The organism is Hymenobacter armeniacus (genome assembly GCF_014699055.1).
GTDB lineage: Bacteria > Bacteroidota > Bacteroidia > Cytophagales > Hymenobacteraceae > Hymenobacter > Hymenobacter armeniacus.
In genome coordinates this window covers 660,441-677,697 of record NZ_JACXAC010000003.1, presented here as the reverse complement: position 1 = coordinate 677,697, position 17,257 = coordinate 660,441, and the positions used below count along the sequence as shown (strand labels likewise).

At 64.8% G+C, this 17,257-nt stretch carries 16 protein-coding genes and 1 tRNA gene; 8 read left to right on the top strand and 9 right to left on the bottom strand.

Annotated elements, in window-relative coordinates; genetic code table 11:
• Positions 1–45: 45 nt before the first annotated feature.
• The 3 genes from IC234_RS11165 to IC234_RS11155 form a co-directional block, all read right to left on the bottom strand.
• A complete protein-coding gene (locus IC234_RS11165) occupies positions 46–1,470 on the bottom strand; it encodes an MFS transporter (protein WP_190924493.1) in 1,425 nt (474 codons plus the stop codon).
• Positions 1,471–1,675: 205 nt separating this feature from the next.
• Positions 1,676–1,763 (bottom strand) — tRNA-Ser (locus IC234_RS11160).
• Positions 1,764–1,881: 118 nt separating this feature from the next.
• A complete protein-coding gene (locus IC234_RS11155; protein WP_190924491.1) occupies positions 1,882–2,967 on the bottom strand; it encodes an asparaginase in 1,086 nt (361 codons plus the stop codon).
• An 83-nt stretch (positions 2,968–3,050) separates the two neighbouring features.
• Between IC234_RS11155 and mqo the strand changes: the two genes are divergently transcribed.
• The 3 genes from mqo (at position 3,051) to IC234_RS11140 (ending at position 5,737) form a co-directional block, all read left to right on the top strand.
• Entirely contained in the window at positions 3,051–4,586 is a 1,536-nt protein-coding gene (mqo, locus tag IC234_RS11150; RefSeq protein WP_223827610.1) for a malate dehydrogenase (quinone), read from the top strand.
• Positions 4,587–4,803: 217 nt separating this feature from the next.
• Positions 4,804–5,253: a MarR family winged helix-turn-helix transcriptional regulator gene (locus IC234_RS11145; protein ID WP_190924487.1), complete on the top strand. Its 450-nt coding sequence runs from the start codon at positions 4,804–4,806 to the stop codon at positions 5,251–5,253.
• A 52-nt stretch (positions 5,254–5,305) separates the two neighbouring features.
• The gene (locus IC234_RS11140) at positions 5,306–5,737 is read left to right on the top strand and encodes an organic hydroperoxide resistance protein (RefSeq protein ID WP_190924485.1); all 432 of its coding nucleotides are present in this window, start codon (positions 5,306–5,308) and stop codon (positions 5,735–5,737) included.
• Positions 5,738–5,811: 74 nt separating this feature from the next.
• Here IC234_RS11140 and IC234_RS11135 read toward each other — a convergent pair whose 3' ends face one another.
• A complete protein-coding gene (locus IC234_RS11135) occupies positions 5,812–6,549 on the bottom strand; it encodes an SDR family oxidoreductase (protein ID WP_190924483.1) in 738 nt (245 codons plus the stop codon).
• 130 nt (positions 6,550–6,679) lie between these two features.
• Between IC234_RS11135 and IC234_RS11130 the strand changes: the two genes are divergently transcribed.
• Both IC234_RS11130 and IC234_RS11125 read left to right on the top strand, forming a co-directional pair.
• Positions 6,680–7,219: a GNAT family N-acetyltransferase gene (locus IC234_RS11130; RefSeq protein WP_190924481.1), complete on the top strand. Its 540-nt coding sequence runs from the start codon at positions 6,680–6,682 to the stop codon at positions 7,217–7,219.
• 65 nt (positions 7,220–7,284) lie between these two features.
• Positions 7,285–8,046, top strand: coding sequence for a hypothetical protein (locus IC234_RS11125; RefSeq protein WP_190924479.1), 762 nt, complete (start codon positions 7,285–7,287; stop codon positions 8,044–8,046).
• Positions 8,047–8,052: 6 nt separating this feature from the next.
• Here IC234_RS11125 and IC234_RS11120 read toward each other — a convergent pair whose 3' ends face one another.
• Positions 8,053–8,922 (bottom strand): SDR family oxidoreductase, encoded by an 870-nt coding sequence (locus IC234_RS11120; protein WP_190924477.1) that lies wholly within the window; start codon positions 8,920–8,922, stop codon positions 8,053–8,055.
• A 94-nt stretch (positions 8,923–9,016) separates the two neighbouring features.
• On the opposite strand from IC234_RS11120, the gene pncA reads away from it, so the two are divergent.
• The gene (pncA, locus tag IC234_RS11115; protein WP_190924475.1) at positions 9,017–9,643 is read left to right on the top strand and encodes a bifunctional nicotinamidase/pyrazinamidase; all 627 of its coding nucleotides are present in this window, start codon (positions 9,017–9,019) and stop codon (positions 9,641–9,643) included.
• Positions 9,644–9,713: 70 nt separating this feature from the next.
• Here the strand turns inward: pncA and IC234_RS11110 are convergent, their stop codons facing one another.
• On the bottom strand, positions 9,714–12,602 hold the full coding sequence (locus IC234_RS11110) for an endo-beta-N-acetylglucosaminidase (RefSeq protein WP_190924473.1): 2,889 nt from the start codon (positions 12,600–12,602) through the stop codon (positions 9,714–9,716).
• A gap of 132 nt (positions 12,603–12,734) precedes the next feature.
• Between IC234_RS11110 and IC234_RS11105 the strand changes: the two genes are divergently transcribed.
• Positions 12,735–13,076 carry a hypothetical protein gene (locus IC234_RS11105; protein WP_190924471.1) on the top strand — a complete coding sequence of 114 codons (342 nt, stop codon included), beginning with the start codon at positions 12,735–12,737 and terminating at the stop codon, positions 13,074–13,076.
• A 23-nt stretch (positions 13,077–13,099) separates the two neighbouring features.
• Here the strand turns inward: IC234_RS11105 and IC234_RS11100 are convergent, their stop codons facing one another.
• Both IC234_RS11100 and IC234_RS11095 read right to left on the bottom strand, forming a co-directional pair.
• The gene (locus tag IC234_RS11100; RefSeq protein ID WP_190924469.1) at positions 13,100–13,927 is read right to left on the bottom strand and encodes a phosphatase PAP2 family protein; all 828 of its coding nucleotides are present in this window, start codon (positions 13,925–13,927) and stop codon (positions 13,100–13,102) included.
• A 187-nt stretch (positions 13,928–14,114) separates the two neighbouring features.
• Entirely contained in the window at positions 14,115–15,308 is a 1,194-nt protein-coding gene (locus tag IC234_RS11095; RefSeq protein ID WP_190924467.1) for a DUF1624 domain-containing protein, read from the bottom strand.
• Positions 15,309–15,482: 174 nt separating this feature from the next.
• Here IC234_RS11095 and IC234_RS11090 point away from each other — a divergent pair, with 174 nt between their 5' ends.
• On the top strand, positions 15,483–16,577 hold the full coding sequence (locus IC234_RS11090) for a mechanosensitive ion channel family protein (protein ID WP_190924465.1): 1,095 nt from the start codon (positions 15,483–15,485) through the stop codon (positions 16,575–16,577).
• Positions 16,578–16,584: 7 nt separating this feature from the next.
• Here the strand turns inward: IC234_RS11090 and IC234_RS11085 are convergent, their stop codons facing one another.
• Positions 16,585–17,187, bottom strand: a complete 603-nt coding sequence (locus tag IC234_RS11085; protein WP_190924463.1) for a GrpB family protein — start codon at positions 17,185–17,187, stop codon at positions 16,585–16,587.
• Between the last annotated feature and the right edge of the window lie 70 nt (positions 17,188–17,257).

The following is a 17,257-nucleotide window of genomic DNA, read 5'->3' as shown; positions in this document are numbered from 1 at the left end:
GGAGTAGTGGTGGGGTTTGGGTGGCGTAAAGTAAGCCCGCGGCGGCTACCGAGCCATGGGCGCGCCCATCTCGGCCGCGGCGGAGGCCGGCGGCGGGCCCGGCAGCGAGATGGGCCCCAACGATTCTTCGCGCAGCTTCTTGCCGCGCAGTTGCAGCAGGAAAATTAGCCCCAGGATAAAGAACACAATCAGGGCCAGCAGGCTGTTGCGCATCGAACCCGTTACTTGGTTAATGATGCCGAAAGTGGCGGTGCCAATCACAATGCTCAACTTTTCAGTCACGTCGAAGAAGCTGAAAAAGGCGGCCGAGTTGGGCGTGTTTTCAGGAATGATTTTGGAGTAAGTGCTGCGACTCAAACTCTGAATGGCGCCCATGGTGAGGCCAATGACAGCCGCCAGCGCGTAGAAGCTCCAACCGGCTTGTACGAAGTAACCGGCAATGCAAATCAGCATCCAGATGAACACCGACCAGCTCAGGGCGCGCGTGTTGCCGATGCGCTCAGACAGCTTAGCAAACAGGTAGGCGCCCGCAATGGCCACCACCTGCAGCAGCAGTATGGTGAGGATGAGCGCGCCCGATTCGAGGTGCAGCTCGTCGGTGCCGAAGAGCGTGGCCACGTACATCACCGTTTGCACGCCCATGTTGTAGGTGAAATAGGCGAGCAGGAATTTCTTCACGTTGGGCAACTGCTTGAGCTGGTCCCACACCTTGCCCAGTTCGCGGAAGCCGTTGAGCAGCCAGCCGCCGTCGGCAGCAGGCGCATCGGCCGGGCGGCCACGGTCGGGCGGCAGCGTGGCGAAGGGAATTTGGGCGAAGCCGGCCCACCACAGGCCGGTAAGCAGAAAGGAAATCTGGGCGGCGCGCTCGGCCCCAATGCCGATTTTGTCGTGAAACTGGTTAATCACCAGGCAGGTCACCAACAAAATGACCGAGCCGATGTAGCCCATCGAAAAGCCTTTGGCGGAGAGCGAGTCAAACTTCTCCTCAGAGCTGATTTCGGGCAAATACGAGTTATAGAACACGATGCTGCCCGAAAAGCCCACCGTGGCCGCCACGAAAATGAACGTGGACATGGTGAGCGTGGCCGGCGAAAAGAAAAACAGCCCCGCGCACGAGGCCGCCCCGATGTAGCAGAAGATTTGCAGAAACAGCTTCTTGCGCCCCGAAAAGTCAGCCAGCGACGTCAGGAACGGGCTCACAATGGCGATGAGCAGAAACGACACCGAAATGGCGTAGTTCAGCAGCGACGAGCCGGGCACCATCATGCCCAGAAAGCTCACGGGGCTTTGGCCGCTGTCGGTGTGCGTTATTTGCTTGATGACGCTGGACCAGTAAATGGGAAAAATGGAGCTGGTGATGACGAGCGGGTACACGGAGTTGGCCCAGTCGTAGAACGTCCAGCCGGTGGTGATGCGCTTGTTGTCTTTCTCGATGCCGGGGGCGGCGGTTGGCGTCGGGGTTGGGGTCATAAGTGCGCGCAGAAAGTGTGAGGGGTTGCGCCGGGGAAGGTAACGGGTTTTGGGCGTTTGCGTTGCGGGGGCCACGGTTGGGGCGCCTCCACCAACGGGCTGAACGGCCGGGGCAGCAATGCACCGGGCTCACTCCGCGTCAAAGCTACAGACCGGCCAAAAGGCATAAAAAAAGCCCGTTCCTGATTCAGAAACGGGCTTTGTGCTGAGGGGATGGGATTCGAACCCACGATGACCTTTTGAGCCATACACACTTTCCAGGCGTGCTCCTTCGACCACTCGGACACCCCTCAAGGTTGGCGGTTGATGGGGCAAAGATAGAGGCTAGTTGCCAGTTGTTGGTTGTCGGTTGTCAGTTTTATGCTCACCGACCAGTTCAACAACTGACAACCAACAACTGGCATCTTAAAATCAGGGCGTGATTTCGCCTCGCAGGTCCTGCATCAGCAGCTGGCGGGTGGGCTCCTCCCCCAGCCCAAGGCCGAGCACGAACATGAGCTTGGTCACGGCCGACTCGGTGGTGATGTCGTCGCCGCCCACAATGCCCAGCTCGGCGAAGTGGGCGCTGGTTTCGTACTTGCCCTGCACCACGCGGCCTTCCTCGCACTGGCTCACGTTCAGCAGCCACACGCCGCGCCGGCGGGCCTCGGCCAGGCAGCCCAAAAACCACGGCGCCGTGGGCGCGTTGCCCGAGCCGTAGGTTTCGAGCACGCAGCCGCGCAGCCCCGGAATGCCCAAGATGGCCGATACCACCGCCTCCGTGATGCCCGGAAACAGGCGCAGCACGGCCACGGCGGTTTCGAGGGTTTCGTGCACCTTGAGGCGGGCGCCGGGCAGCAGGCGAATGCTTTTGTCGTCGAACTCCAGGCTGATGCCGGCCCGGGCCAGCGGCGGGTAGTTTTCACTTTTGAAGGCAGCAAACTGCTGGCTTTCGACCTTCTTGGCCCGCGTGCCGCGAATGAGCACGTCGTTGAAAAACACGCACACCTCGGGCACGCGCACGGTGCGGCCGCGCGGATGGCGGGCGGCCGCGATTTCCAGCGCCGTGATGAGGTTGCGCTGGGCATCGGAGCGGTTGGCGCCCACCGGCACCTGGGCGCCGGTGAACACCACGGGCTTGCCCAGGTTCTCCAGAATGTAGCTCAGGGCCGCCGCCGAATAGGCCATGGTGTCGGTGCCGTGCAGCACCACGAAGCCGTCGAAATCGGCGTAGTGCCGCTCGATGAGGCGGGCCAGAAACAGCCAGTCGGCCGGCGTCACGTTGCTGCTGTCGATGGGTTCGGGCAGGCTCAGCAGCTCCAGCCGAAACGGCAGGCGCGTGAGCTCCGGCATCTTGCGGTCGAGGCGGCCAAACTGCATGGGCACCAGGCCCCCCTTGCGGTTCAGGGCCATGCCCACCGTGCCGCCGGTGTAGATGATGAGCAGGCGCGGGGCCGCGGTGGAGGTGGCGTCGGCGCGGGTGGGCAGGGGAAGCAGCGGCAGGTCGAGGGTGGGCATGGGTGGGAGGTGGTCGTTCGGCGGTGCAAGGTAGCGGGTTGGTTTTTTGTCCGCGGGGCAGCCTGGCGGCCGGTTCAGCCGTATTGGCTGGGTTCTTTCTCCATCCGTTTGCCATGACCCCAACCGACGCTAACCCCGACAAACCCGTTACCGACGTCATCGTCATTGGCGCGGGCATCATGAGTGCCACGTTGTGCGTGCTGCTCAAAACCCTCGACCCCACCATCACCATCGCCGGCTACGAACGCCTCGACGCCGTGGCCGCCGAAAGCTCCGACGCCTGGAACAACGCCGGTACCGGGCACTCGGCTTTCTGCGAGCTCAATTACACCCCCGAGCGGCCCGATGGCTCCATTGACATCAGCAAGGCCGATAAAATTGCCGAGCAGTTCGAGCTGAGCAAGCAGTTCTGGGCTTCGCTGGCGCTGGAAGGCGTGCTGCCCGACCCTACCTCCTTCATTCGCACCATTCCGCACATGAGTTTTGTGTGGGGCGCGGCCAACGTGGAATACCTGCGCAAGCGCCACGCCGCCCTGCTGCACTCGCCGCTGTTCCAGGGTATGGAATTCAGCGAAGACCCCGAGCAGATTGCCCAATGGATTCCGCTGGTGATGGATGGCCGCGACCGCAGCGTGCCGGTGGCCGCCACGCGCATGCCCATCGGCACCGACGTCAACTTTGGTGCCCTCACCCGCGCCCTGTCCAACTACGTGAAGGCCCTGCCGGGTGTCGACTTCAACCTCGGCCACGAAGTGGAAGACTTTCGGCGCAAGGACGACGGCATCTGGCGCCTGAAGGTGCGCAACCTGGCCACCGACCAAAGCCGCATCGTGCGGGCGCGCTTCGTGTTCATCGGGGCCGGTGGGGGCTCGCTGCCGCTGCTCGAAAAGTCGGGCATTCCGGAGGCCAACGGCTTTGGGGGTTTCCCCGTGAGCGGGCAGTGGCTGAAGTGCCGCAACCCCGCCGTGATAGCCCGGCACGAGGCCAAAGTGTACGGCAAGCCGGCCGTGGGCTCGCCGCCCATGTCGATGCCCCACCTCGACTCGCGCCAGATAAACGGGCAAAAAGAGCTGCTGTTCGGGCCCTACGCGGGCTTCAGCACCAAGTTTTTGAAGAAGGGCTCCTACACCGACTTGTTCCGCTCCATCGAATTGGGCAACATCCGGCCGCTGCTTTATGCCGGCGCCCGCAACCTGGGCCTGACCAAATACCTCATCGGGCAAGTGCTGCAGTCGCCCGAGGACCGCACCGCCGCGCTGCGCGAATATTACCCCACTGCCAACCCCGCCGACTGGCAGCTGGAAGTAGCCGGTCAGCGCGTGCAGGTCATCAAGAAAGACAAAAAGCAGGGCGGCGTGCTCGAATTCGGCACCGAGATGGTGACGTCGGCCGATGGCTCCATCGCGGCCCTGCTGGGCGCCTCGCCGGGCGCCAGCACCGCCGTGGCCATTATGCTGGAGCTGGTGCAGAAATGCTTTCCGCAACGCGCCGCCTCGCCGGAATGGCAGGCGCGCTTCCGCGAGCTGGTGCCGTCCTTCGGCAAGCATCTGGCCGACGACCCGGCGCTGACAGCCCAAGTGCGCGAGCGCAGCCGCCAAGCCCTCAAGCTGGACGCGTGAGGCATTTGGCATGACGCGTCGGACGCCCTTTTGTCTGTCATGCTGAGCGCAGCAGCTTCTCACCATTGAGTGCATCGTTCAATGGTGAGAAGCTGCTGCGCTCAGCATGACAAACTTTTTTTCTGACTGAAAATCAAGGATACAGCGCTGGATATAATATTTAATTGTGCACAATTAAAACTTATACAACTAGTTTTGACTTGTAATCCCGAAAGCCATGAAAAAGCTCCCCGATTCGGCCCTGAACCCGCTGCTCAAACTGGACAACCAGCTGTGCTTTTCGGTATATGCCCTGTCGCGGCTCATCACGAAAGCCTACCAGCCCCTGCTCGAAAACCTGGACGTGACCTATCCGCAGTACCTCGTGCTGCTGCTGCTGTGGGAGCACGAGGAGCTGACCGTGAAGCAGCTGGGCGAGCATCTGCTGCTCAATTCGGGCACGCTCACGCCCCTGCTCAAGCGCATGGAGCAGCGGCAGTGGCTCAGCCGCCGCCGCGACGCCCGCGACGAGCGCTCGGTGGTGGTGGCCCTCACGCCGGCCGGCCGCGCGCTGCAGGCCCAGGCCGCCCACATCCCGGTGCGGCTGGCCGAGAAAATGCAGCTGACCGAGCCCGAAATGGCGGGGCTGCGCACTCAGCTGCGCCAGCTGATGACCCTGTTATCCTAACGCCGTTCCGGCATTTTTTACTTCCAACCCCCTTTTTACTAAGTTTCTCCTCATGAGCATCCAACGCCTGTACACCGCCAAAGCCAAAACCTCCGGGGGCCGCGACGGTCGCGCCGTTTCTTCTGACAACGTGATTGACCTGCCCCTGAGCACGCCCAAGGAAATGGGCGGCCCCGGCAAACCCGACACCACCAACCCCGAGCAACTGTTTGCCGCCGGCTATTCGGCCTGCTTCGACGGCGCGCTGAACCTAGTGGCCCGCATGGCCAAAACCCCCATCACCGGCAGCACCGTGCAAGCCGACGTGAGCTTCGGCAAAGACGGCGACAACTTCGGCCTGGCCGTGGACCTGCTGGTGAACATCCCCAACCTGGACCAACAGCAAGCCGAAGAATTGGTGGCCAAAGCCCACCAGGTATGCCCCTACTCCCGCGCCACCCGCGGCAACATCGAGGTGACGCTGACCACGACGACCAACGCCTAAGGCGTCGGGGTATCGCCCAGGAAAAAGCCCAGCCGCAGCGTAGCGGCCGGGCTTTTTTGTGCGCCAGTTGGTTGCTACCGGTTGTTCATCATCCTGAAACGCTCGTCCAGTTCGGCGCGGGACGCCAGGCGGGCCTGCTCCGACGTGCCGAAGCCCACTTCTTCTTCGCCGGCCGCAAGGCGAGCCATCACGGAATCGGCAAACTCGTCCACGTTCACGCCAAAGGTGTGCAGGCCGGGCCCGCCGAGGTCGGTGTTGACGGCCGGGGGCACGATTTCGAGCACCGAAATGCCCGTGGGCTGGAGCTGGTGGCGCAGCGAGAGCGTGAAGGAGTGCAGCGCGGCCTTGGTGGCGCTGTAGATGGGCGCAAACGCCGCCGGCGCAAACGACAGGCCCGAGGTGACGTTGACGATGGCCGCGTGGGCCTGCCCGCGCAGGTGCGGGATGAGCAGGGTGCTGAGGTGAATGGGCGCCTCCACGTTGATGACGATTTCCTGGCGCAGGTGGTCCCAGTCGGCGCCGGGCTCGGCCAGCTGCACGCGGTTCTGGATGCCGGCGTTGTTCACCAGCACGTTGAGCCGGGGGTAAGTGGCGGTGGCCCAGCGCGCGAGCTCGGCGCGTTCGGCGGCGTCGGCCACGTCGGCCACGCGCGTGATGAGGCCGGGGTAGAGCTGCTGGGCCTCGGCCAGCTTTTCGGCGCGGCGGCCCACGATGATGACCGTGCTGCCGGCCCGCAAAAAGCGCACGGCCAGCGCCAGGCCGATGCCCGTGGCGCCGCCGGTGAGGAGAACGGTGTTGGTGGAAAGGTTCATGAAAGGAAAGGATAGGTGGGTGAAAGAAAGCCGCTAACAAGCCAAGGGGTGCGTTGGTTGAAGGGTTTATTTCCGAGGGCGCCCTTTTGCACCCGAACTTGCGGGGCCATTTCCGCTTTTCCCCCACTTTATGATTCAGCTCGAACCTTTCACCGCCAACGACTTCAACCAGCTCATTGAATGGGTGGACGACGAACGCCTGATGAAAGAATGGAGCGGCTCGCTGTTTTCCTTCCCCCTCACCGAGGCCGGCCTGAATTGGTACGTGGAAGGCTCCAACGACCTGAACGACCCCGACGTGTTCATCTACAAAGCGGTGGAAACCGCCACGGGGCAAACCGTGGGGCACATTTCGCTGGGCGGCATCAGCCAGCGCGACCGGGCCGGGCGCATCACCCGCGTGCTGGTGGGCAAGAGCACCGAGCGCCGCCGCGGCATCTGCCAGGGCATGGTGCGGGCCCTGCTGCGCATCGGGTTCGAAGACCTGAAGCTGCACCGCATCAGCCTGGGCGTCTACGATTTCAACCACGCGGCCATCAAATGCTACCTCAAATGCGGCTTTACGCAGGAAGGCGTGCTGCGCGACGTGGTGCGCCACGGCGATGACTACTGGAGCCTGGTGGAGATGGGCATCCTGGAAGACGAGTGGTGGGCGCTGCAGGCAGGCTAGTGCAGTACGGTGGCTTTCCGGAAAAAGGGTACATTGGCCAGCACCATTCATTCCTGCCCTTTTCCATGAAACCTTCTGTACGCCTGCTCCTGGGGCTGTGCCTGGCCGGTGCCAGCGCCCACGCCCAAACCTCCAACATCGCCAACCTGCCGGTGGCCCAACGCGACTACAGCAAGGAAGGCGCCAACGACTACGCCAACCTCAGCAACCTCACCAACGGGGCCCCGCACCTGCTCAGCCGCCACCCCAACACCGTGGGCTCGCCCTACGCCGACAACCGCTGGCTGACGGCCCACGTCGTGCTGGCCAACAAGCAGCCGCTGCTGCCCATGCTGCTCAAATACGACGTGCTGGACCGCGCCCTCGTCATGCGCAAAGAAGCGCCCTCGCCCGACTCGGTGGAGCTCAACGACAGCAAAGTGGCCTCCTTTGTGCTCGAAGAGCCGGCTTCGGCGCTGGGGCCGGCCCGTCGGCGGCTGTTTCGCCGCTTCGAGGAGGGCCCGGCCGCCCGGCAGCGCGACTACGTGGAAGTGCTGCACGCGGGCCGCTACGCCCTGCTCAAGCACCACCTCAAACAGATTAAGCGGGAAAGCTTCGGCGGCATGTACAGCAACGGCGCGCCCACCGACGAAATCGAAGACGCCTCCGTGTACTACCTGCGCTCGCCGGAAGGCACCCTCACGCCCGTGAAGCTGACCCTCAAAGCCCTGCAAGCCGCCGCCCCGGCCCTGGCCGAGCCGCTCAAAACGGCTGCCGCGGCCCACAAGCCTCGCAGCGAAGCCGGCTGGGGCGCCGTCCTCGACGCCGCCGACCCGGCCGCAAAATAGCCGCGCTTAATCCAGAAACCGGGCGCCCGTGAGCTCTTCGCTCAGCTCCCAGAGCTGGCGGGCGTGCTCGGGCGTGTTGAAGGGATGCTTCACGGCTTCCGCCTTTTTCTTGGCAAAAAAGCCGCCGCTGATGCTGGCCACTTCGGGTGCCGAGGCCAGGAAGATGCTGGTTTCGGCGCCTTTTTCTACCGAAATCATGAACGGACGGGCCAGGGCCGTGAGCTTGCTCAGCCAGCCGCCGGCACTGGCCCCAAAGCTGGTGGCCACCACGCCGGGGTGCACCGCGTTGGTCGTGACGTTGGCGATGCCCTGGCTGCGCAGGCGCCGCGCCAGCTCCTGCGTGAACAGGATGTTGTAGAGCTTGGTGTTGCCATACACGCGCATGGCGCCGTAGTTGCGCTCGGACTGAAAATCGGCGAGGTTGGGCTTGGCCACGCGGTACGCCTCCGAGGCCAAGTTCACGATGCGGGCGGCGGGGCTGGCGCGCAGCTTGTCGAAAAGCAGGGCCGTGAGCAGAAAGGGCCCGAGGTGGTTGGTGGCCACGCCCAGTTCGTGGCCGTCGGGCGAGAGCTGCCGCTGGGCGCCGAAGATGAGGCCGGCGTTGTTCACCAGCACATCCAGGCGCGGGTAGCGGGCGTTGAACTCGGCGGCGGCGCGGCGCACCTGGCTGAAGTCGGCCAGGTCGGCCAGCAGCACGTCGACGCGCTGGTGGCCGGCGGCGGCTTTCATTTCGCGCTGGGTGGCTTCGGCCTTGTCGGCGTTGCGGGCCAGAATGACGACGTGCGCCCCCATTTTCGCCAATTCGGTGGCGGTGACCTGGCCAATGCCGGACGTGGCACCGGTAACGAGTACGATTTGCTGCTGAAGGTCGGGCATGGGAAAATGCGTTGATGAAAATGCGGTGTGCACGTAGACGTAACTCCCGGGCTTTTGCTTGGTTTATTTGCCCACACGCTTCACTTTCGCCCGCATGAAAGCTCTTCTGCTCATCGACATTCAAACCGACTTCCTGCCCGGCGGCCGCCTGGCCGTGCCCGACGGCGACGCCATCATCCCGCTGGTGAACACGCTGCAGCCGCAATTTGAGCTGGTGGTGGCCTCGCAGGACTGGCACCCGGCCGGGCACCAGAGCTTTGCCAGCAGCCACCCCGGCCGCAGCCAATTTGAGCAGATTGACCTGCACGGCCTGCCCCAGGTGCTGTGGCCCGACCACTGCACCCAGGCCAGCGCCGGCGCCGACCTCGCCCCCGCCCTGCGCTCCGAGCGCATCGAGGCCATTTTCAGAAAAGGCACCTCGGTTGAAATCGACAGCTACAGCGCTTTCTTCGACAACGGCCACCGCAAAAGCACCGGCCTGGCCGACTACCTCCGCGGGCGCGGCGTGACCGAAGTGTACCTGGCCGGGCTGGCCGGCGACTACTGCGTGTACTATTCCGCGCTCGATGCCCTGGCGGCCGGCTTTGCCACCACCGTCATCACCGACGCCACCCGGGCCATCAGCGTCGAAGGCTTTGCCGCCGCGTTGGCCGACCTGCGGGCCAAAGGAGCCACGCTGGTGGAAAGCGCGGCGCTGCTGGGCCAGGCTTCAATGGCATAAAAACGGGGGCGGCGCTTGCCAATCAGCAGCGCCGCCCCCGTTTTCCGGTAAGCCGTTGGACGGGGACCTGCTATTGCCGCTCCAGCTTGGCCGAGGTGGTTTGAGTGGGCGTGCTGGCGCGCAGGATGTACAGCCCCGCGGCGGCCGGCACCGGCACGCTGGTGCGGGGGCCGCTCAGGCGCTGCTGCCACACCACGGCGCCCAGCAGGTTGCACAGCGTAAGCACCACGGGCTGGCCCTGGGCACCGCTGATTTCGACTTCGGCCTGGCGGCCGGGCACGGGGTTGCCGAGCACCTGCAGCTGCAGGCCGGCAGTGGCGCGGCCCGGCAGCACGGCCGTGATGGCCGGGCAGGCCGTGGGCACGTTGGCCGACCAGTCGGCGGCATTCATGCCGATGAGGTTGCCGGTGTGGCCGTGGCCGGTGAGGTCGTTGGCCACCTGCCCGGTGGCTTCGTTAAGCTTCCAGTAGCCTTCCAGGCCGGGAGCGTTGGCGGGCACGTCGCAGGCATTGGCCAGGATTTCGGCGGCCGTGAGGGCCCGCTGCCACACCCGCACCTCGTCGATGGAACCGTCGAGGCAGCGGCTGCTGGCGTAGTTGCGGCCGAAAGAGAAGGCCGCGTTCACCGTGGGCGTGGTGGTGGCGTTGAGCGAGGCATTGAGCACGCCGTTGATGTACAGCCTCATGGCTGCGCCGTCGTAGGTGGCCGCCAAATGGTACCAAGTGCCGGCCGTGAGCGTGGTGGCCGAGGTGAGCTTGCGCGACAAGGTGCCGGTGTTCATCACAAACTGCGGCCGGTCGCCGGTGATGTTAGCGTCGCCGAGGCGAATCTGGGCGTTGTTCACGCCGCCGTCTTCCATGCCAATGACGCTGGAAATGAACGGCGAGCCCGTTTTAAACGAATTCGCCTTCACCCAGCATTCCAGGCTAAAGCCCGCGGGGTTGAGGGCAATGACGCCGGCATCGACGTACTTGCCCACGCCGTCGAACAAAAGGGCCGTGTTGCTGCCCGCGGCTGGCGGCGTGACCACCCGGATGTAGGCCGTGCGGGTGAGCGAGTCGCGCCCCACCGCGTTTTGCGCGCGCAGCTTCACGGCGTAGGTGCCGGCCGCGGCGTAGCGCACCACGGGGTTCACGTCGGTGCTGGTGGCCGGGGTGCCGCCGGCAAACGTCCACACGAAGCTCGTGGCGTTGGTGGACGAGTTGGCGAAGGTGACGGGCTGGTTGGCAACGACGGTGGTGGCGTCGGCGGTGAAGTTGGCGGTGGGCTTGGTGGTCACCAGCGCGTTGTTGTACACGCTCAGGCGGCCCAGGTTGAGGCGGTAGGTGCGCACGGCGGTGTTGCTGCTCACGTCCACGCCGATGATGGCCAGCTCGCGGGCGGCGTAGGCGGCCAGCGGGAAGGAGGTGGTGTGCCAAAGCGTATCGGCCGCAACGGGCAGGTCGAGCAGGGCGGGCGTGGTCAGGTTGTCGCTGAAATACAGGGCCAGGCGCGTGGCGCTGCCGGCCGTGCCAGCCGCCTTGTAGGTGATGTCGAGCTTGGTGGGGGCCGTGATGGCCAGCTTGGTTTGGTAGAGCTTCACGTTGGCGGCGTTGGTGCCGCTGAGGCTGCCGGCCAGCTTGATGGAGTTGCCGGCGTAGTAGGCACGGTCAAAGTCGAAGCTGGCCGTGATGGGCGCCGAGCCGGTTTTGGCCCATTGCCAGGAGGGCAGCAGGCTTTGCTTGGCCATGTCGGTCCAGGGCTTGCGCACCTGCGCGCCGTTGTTGGCAAACACCTGCCCCTGCCCCACCGAGAAATACGTGTCGAACGGCAGCGTATTGATGACGCTGCGCACCGGCAGATACTGGCCGAAACCCTGCCAGCCGGTGGCGTCGGTGGTGGTCACGTCGAGGTCGTCGCCGGAGAAAAGGCGCTGCTCGGTGCGGTAGAAGTTGGCGTAGTCGGCGGGGTTGGTGCTGAAGTTGTTCTGGCCGCCGTTAAAGGTCATGTTGGGCGCAAACACGGCCAGCGAGGTGCGCGGCTGGGCGGGGCTGCCGCCGGTGTAGAAGTCGCTCAGCCAGCTGGTGTTGGTGAAGAGGCGCTGCGGGTTGCGGCCGGGCCAGATGTCGGCGCCGGTGTACACGTCGAACGGGCTGCGGCCCAGGCTGGCCGCCGTGCTCACCGCCGTATTAAACGTGCCGGCGCCGGTCCAGAAGTAGTTGGTGAACATGGCGTCGTTCACGCGGGCGGTGCCGTCCTGCAGCAAGCGGGCGTTGTTTGCGTTCAGCGTGTTTTGGTACGACACGGCCCCGCTGGGCAGCATGGAGTCGTACCAGTGAATCTCCATGCCCGCCGGCTTAAGGGCTTGGAGCTGCTTGAGCAGGTTGATGACTTCGCCGGCCTCGGTGGCCGTCAGGGCCGATTCTTCGTTGAAAAACCAGCCGTCGAACCCGTAGTAGTTGGCCACGTCCACCAGCTTTTGGGCGCCGAGGTAGTTGCCGCTGGCGTCCTTCTGGCACAGCGCCACGAAGCCGGCCCGGTCCGTAAACACCGTGCCGATGATTTTGACGCCGTTGCGGTGGGCCGTTTCCACCCAGGGCCGGCACGGAATGCCGATGGGACTAGCAAACCAGGTCAGCACGTCGACGTACTGCCAGTGCGTGAAGTTGTAGAGGTTGAACTGCGGCTGTTCGTTGAGGTAGCCCGAAAAGTTATTCATGCCGTCGGGGCACCAGTTCACCTTGGCGCTGAAGCTCTGGGCGGGGTTGAGCTGCGGCGCCAGGGCGTTTTGGCGGGTGGCCAGCGGCACGGTGCTGACGTTGGCCGGCACGGCCGTGGGGCCGGTGGCCGTCCAGGCCATGAGCTGGGCCGGGGTGAGGGTGGTGTACTGGGCGGCGGGCTCAATCTGGGCCTGAGCCGCCGGGCGCACGCCCAGCAGGACGAGCAGTAGCAGGCAGATGCGCGGGTAAAGGTTGGTCATGGGCAGCGGGGTGAAAAAGGGGAATGGGTATATACCGGGTGGTAAATTTTGGTCAAGGTACAACCCTCCCTTCCCCCTGGCAACGGCAGCTGGCATAATGCCTGCCAGAAGGTTACGCCCTAGCTTTGCCCTATGAAGCCTTTCCTCTCCGCCCTGCTGCTCAGCGCCGCGGCCACCCTCGCCGGCTGCCAGCAAACCCCGCCCGCCAACGAAAGCCCGCAAGCCCCGGCGGCAGCGCCCCAGCCTCCCACGGCCGGCAAAACCGAAGCCGAAGCCCGCACCCTGGTAGCGGCCTACGTCAAAACCCTGCCCACCCCCGAGCTATACGTCACGGACTCGGCCCGCGTGAACGACAACGGCGCCACCTGGCAGGTGCTGGTGCCCCGCCGCGACTGGGCCCGGCGCATGCCCAACAGCGCCCGCTTCGAGGTGCAAAAAGAAACGGGCGCCGTGAGTACAGCGCCCGTCAAGTAGGTCGGGAATAGAGGATTGGGCCGCTACAGCTGCTTGGTCAGCATCATGCCGCTGTAGGAATAGCCGTTCACGTTCAGGCCCTGCATGGGGGCCAGCGAGACGCCTGCGCCTTTGTTTTTGTGCAGCTGCGGCACCACAATGCCCATGGTGGCGCCCACGGCATAGCCCACGAGGTTGTCGGACAGAAAGTGCTTGCCGGCCTCGATGCGGAAGTACGCCACGGCGGCGGGCACCACGGCCGCCGCGCCCCACACCAGCCCCTCGCCTTCGTAGCCGGGGTTGAAATCGTGCAGCACCTTGGCGGCGAAGAACGTGGCCGTGGCCGTGTGCGCCGTGTGCCCGGCAAAGAAGGAATTGGTGGCAATCTTGCCCGAGCGGCCGCTGCCGCCCTCGCTGCCGTAGAGGTAGGGCCGGTAGCGGTAAATGTTGCCCACCGAGGTGGTGAACAAGGCATCCGAGGCCAGCATGGCTTCCACGTACATGCCCAGCACCTGGCCGTAGCGGCCCCGCACCTTGTCGTTGAGGGCCAGCAGGCCGGGCGCGATGACCAGCGTGGGGTAGCAGAGCAAGTCGCTGGCGGTCTGGGCGCTCTCGCTGTACCAGCCGGCCGAGAAACGGTCGAAGCTCGGCACGTCTTCTTTCTTCAAATTGGCCAGCTCGGCATCGCTCAGGCCGCTTTTCTGCTGCACGCGGTAGAGGCCGAAGGCGCTGGTGGCGCCCAGCCCCAGGATGATGGGCCCATCGACGGCAAAACGGGTGTGGTACGGCGACTCGGCGGTTTGTTGGGCCGTGGCCGTGGGGGCAGTGGCCAGCAGCGAGCCAGCCAGAGCAAGCGAGAAAAAGAACTTCATTAAAAAGAGCAAAGTGTGATAAGCGGCTGAAACGAGCGTTTGCAAGCTTGGGTTTAGCTCAACCGTGCCCAAACCTGTCTCCACCGCGCACATTCTGCCGCTACCGCCAGCTGCTGCTGCTCAACTGCTCCGACTCACTCAAACAAACCAGCTCATTACCACAGCAATATCATATTCCAAAGCTCGGCTACAGGTAGGAGAGCCACCAGTAGCTGTGCCGCTGCTTGTAGCCCTGGTACCAGCGGCACGGCCAGTAGAGCAGCAGCACCACGGCGGCCCACACCACGTAGGCCCGCGCCAAGCTGGGCTGGTAGCCCGCCGGCCAGTCTTTGGGCGTGGCGAAGGAAAAATTGAACGGGTGCCCAAACGCCAGCCACGACCACAGCCAAGCCCCGCCGCTGATGAGCAGCAGGTGCAGGAGGTAGTAGAAAAACGGCACCTGCCCAAACGTGCGCAGCCAGCCACTGAGCCGGCCGCGGGCGGTTTCGGTGCCGCTGAGCAGCAGCAGGGCCACGCCCAGCGTGAGGCACAGAAACAGCAGCGAAGGCGGGTATTTGGTGATGTTGATGAACGACAGCGCCGTGTAGAGCACTCCGCGCGGCTGCACGCTCCAGGGGCTGGGGTCGCCGTACACGTTCAGGGCCCGCACCACCGCGAACACCGCCAGCGCGGCCACGCCCGCCAGGCGCAGGCGCCGCGTGCGCTCGGGCAGCGGCAGCAAGAACCAGGGCCCGATGACGTAGCCGGCCAGCATCACGCCCAACCACGGCCCGATGGAATAGGCCACCAGCATGGGCGGCAAATGCGGCACCGGCAGCAGGAACGGGGCATTGTGCAGCAGGGCCCACGGGGCATTGGCCGCCGTCACGGGCTGAATGTTGGGCAGCAGGTTGTGCCCCGCAATGATGAGCAGCGCCAGCACCGCCAGCAGCGGCCGGGGCAGCCACAGCAGGCCCGCCAGCAGCACCATGCCCCAGCCAATGGCCCAGATTACCTGCAGCAGCAACAGGTTGTAGGCGCCCCACTGCAGGATGAAGTTGATGACCACCAGCTCCAGAAACACCAGCCACAGCCCCCGCGTGAGCAAAAACCGGCTCATATGGCCGCGGCTGGGCTGCTTTTGCTGCGAGAGAAAAATGCTGCAGCCCGACAAAAACACGAACGTGGGCGCGCAGAAATGCGTGACCCACCGCGTGAAAAACAGCAGCGCCGAGGCCTGGGCCACGTCTTCGGGCCGCACCGCGGTGGGGCTCCAGAACTCGCGGATGTGGTCGAGCGCCATGATGACCATGACCAGGCCCCGCACCACGTCGATGGCCTGCACCCGGACGCGGGGCGATGAACGGAGCGAGTGCGCGGGCAAAGCGTCGAGCTGCAGCATGAGCAAAGACTGAACGGGCGAAGAAGGGCGCCAAGGTAAAGATTTATTCGCCAGGCCCTACTCCTCGCCTTTGGCTACTCTTGGGCGCCCTCGAAGGGGCCGCGGCCAACCTTTGGAACCGGCCTTGGGTACACCGTGGTAGCCCCCCCGCGCCGCCCAGCCCCGCACCCGCCCATGACCGAAGTCCAGCATTACCTAAGCCATTTGCCCGACGTGTTCACGACCCTGGGCGTGCTGCTGGGCGGCTTTGCGAGCGGACTGGTGGCGCATTACCTCCTTTTTGCCGTGCTACAGGCCTTTGCGCGGCGCGAAGATTCGGCCGTGGCGCGGTCGCTGGCCCGGCACCTGCGGCGGCCCAGCGCGTGGTTTTTCCCCATTTTGGCGGTTTCGCTGGTACTGCCGCTGGCCATGCTGCCGCCCCGGCCCCACGAAGTGCTGCGCCGCATTGTGGAAATGAGCCTGACCCTGGCCTTTGCCTGGGGCCTCATCAAAACCCTCGACGTGCTGCAGGACCTGGTGCAGCGCCGCTACCAGCTCAGCAGCGCCGACAACCTGCGCGTGCGCAAGCTGTTCACGCAGCTGCAGTTTCTCAAAAAGCTGGCCGCGTCGCTGGTGCTGTTTGTGGCCGTGGGGCTGGTGCTCATGAGCTTCGAGACGGTGCGGCGCCTGGGCACGGGCCTGCTCACCTCGGCCGGCATTGCCAGCGTTATTGTCGGCTTTGCGGCCCAGCGCTCCATCAGTAACCTGCTGGCGGGCTTCCAGATAGCCTTCACCCAGCCCATCCGCATCGACGACGTGCTGGTGGTGGAAGGCGAATGGGGCCGCGTCGAGGAAATCACGTTTACCTACGTGGTGCTCAGCATCTGGGACGAGCGCCGGCTGGTGCTGCCCCTCAACTACTTCATCGAAAAACCCTTCCAGAACTGGACCCGCAACAGCGCGCAGATACTGGGCACGGTGTTTCTACAGGCCGACTACACGGTGCCCGTGGAAGCCGTGCGGGCCGAGCTGCGGCGCATCGTGGAAGGCAGCCCGCACTGGGATTCGCGCGTGTGCGTGCTGCACGTCACCGACGCCAAAGAGCGCACCCTGGAGCTGCGCTGCCTGGTGAGCGCCGCCAACGCCGGGGCCGTGTGGGAGCTGCGCTGCGCCGTGCGCGAGCAACTGGTGGCTTTTTTGCAGCGCGAATACCCCGGCAGCCTGCCCCGCACCCGCGCCGAGGTAGCCCCCGGGCCGGGCGCGGCCGGTGCGGCGGCCATCGGCGGCTAGCGCCGCCTCATTGGCCGGCAAAATCGGGCTTCCAGCGCTTTTTGGCGGCCCACAGCTCGGCCGCCTGGTAGATGAGGTGAAAAACCGGCTCCTTCAGGTAGAGGTAGCCCTCGATGCTGTCCGGAAACACCTCGCTGGCCCGGCGCTTCAGCAGCTCGTATTCGTCGCGGGCGGCGTCGTTGGCCCGCAGGTAGTCGCGAAACAGCAGCGCAAACCGGGCGTTGAACCGGCCCGTCTCGCGCACGTGGATGTGGGTGCGGCGCCCGCCCAAGGGTTCGCGCAGGTACAGCTTGCGCAGCTCCTCCGACTGGGCCGGCAGGCCGTGGTACACATCGTACTCGAAGGCGCCCTGCCGGAAACCGGCCTGCCACAGCGGGTGCGTAAGCTCGGCAATGTCGTTGAGGTTGGCCACCGTCACCTGAATGTCGATGACGTCTTTGGCGGCCAGCCCGGGCACGGCCGTGGAGCCAATGTGGTCGATGCGCAGCACGGCCGGACCCGCGGCGGCGCCAATGCGGCGGGCGGTTTCGGCAAACTCTTGGGCCCAGGTGGGCTGGTGGGGCAGCAGCACCACCGGCCGGGATTTTTTTAACCGCGCAGATGCAGGCATGGCTGTATGCTAATCAAACAATAAGCATCAAACTTACTGGATAAATACCATGCGCCAATGCCCTTGCCAT

Excerpts from the sequence above, each read along its gene's own strand:
- IC234_RS11105 (WP_190924471.1), top strand. The coding sequence starts at position 12,735 with ATGAAGCCTTTCCTCTCCGCCCTGCTGCTCAGCGCCGCGGCCACCCTC.
- IC234_RS11130 (WP_190924481.1), top strand. The coding sequence starts at position 6,680 with ATGATTCAGCTCGAACCTTTCACCGCCAACGACTTCAACCAGCTCATT.
- pncA (WP_190924475.1), top strand. The coding sequence starts at position 9,017 with ATGAAAGCTCTTCTGCTCATCGACATTCAAACCGACTTCCTGCCCGGC.
- IC234_RS11140 (WP_190924485.1), top strand. The coding sequence starts at position 5,306 with ATGAGCATCCAACGCCTGTACACCGCCAAAGCCAAAACCTCCGGGGGC.
- IC234_RS11145 (WP_190924487.1), top strand. The coding sequence starts at position 4,804 with ATGAAAAAGCTCCCCGATTCGGCCCTGAACCCGCTGCTCAAACTGGAC.
- IC234_RS11100 (WP_190924469.1), bottom strand. The coding sequence starts at position 13,927 with ATGAAGTTCTTTTTCTCGCTTGCTCTGGCTGGCTCGCTGCTGGCCACT.
- IC234_RS11125 (WP_190924479.1), top strand. The coding sequence starts at position 7,285 with ATGAAACCTTCTGTACGCCTGCTCCTGGGGCTGTGCCTGGCCGGTGCC.
- IC234_RS11095 (WP_190924467.1), bottom strand. The coding sequence starts at position 15,308 with ATGCTGCAGCTCGACGCTTTGCCCGCGCACTCGCTCCGTTCATCGCCC.
- IC234_RS11120 (WP_190924477.1), bottom strand. The coding sequence starts at position 8,922 with ATGCCCGACCTTCAGCAGCAAATCGTACTCGTTACCGGTGCCACGTCC.
- IC234_RS11155 (WP_190924491.1), bottom strand. The coding sequence starts at position 2,967 with ATGCCCACCCTCGACCTGCCGCTGCTTCCCCTGCCCACCCGCGCCGAC.
- IC234_RS11135 (WP_190924483.1), bottom strand. The coding sequence starts at position 6,549 with ATGAACCTTTCCACCAACACCGTTCTCCTCACCGGCGGCGCCACGGGC.
- IC234_RS11090 (WP_190924465.1), top strand. The coding sequence starts at position 15,483 with ATGACCGAAGTCCAGCATTACCTAAGCCATTTGCCCGACGTGTTCACG.
- IC234_RS11165 (WP_190924493.1), bottom strand. The coding sequence starts at position 1,470 with ATGACCCCAACCCCGACGCCAACCGCCGCCCCCGGCATCGAGAAAGAC.
- IC234_RS11085 (WP_190924463.1), bottom strand. The coding sequence starts at position 17,187 with ATGCCTGCATCTGCGCGGTTAAAAAAATCCCGGCCGGTGGTGCTGCTG.
- IC234_RS11110 (WP_190924473.1), bottom strand. The coding sequence starts at position 12,602 with ATGACCAACCTTTACCCGCGCATCTGCCTGCTACTGCTCGTCCTGCTG.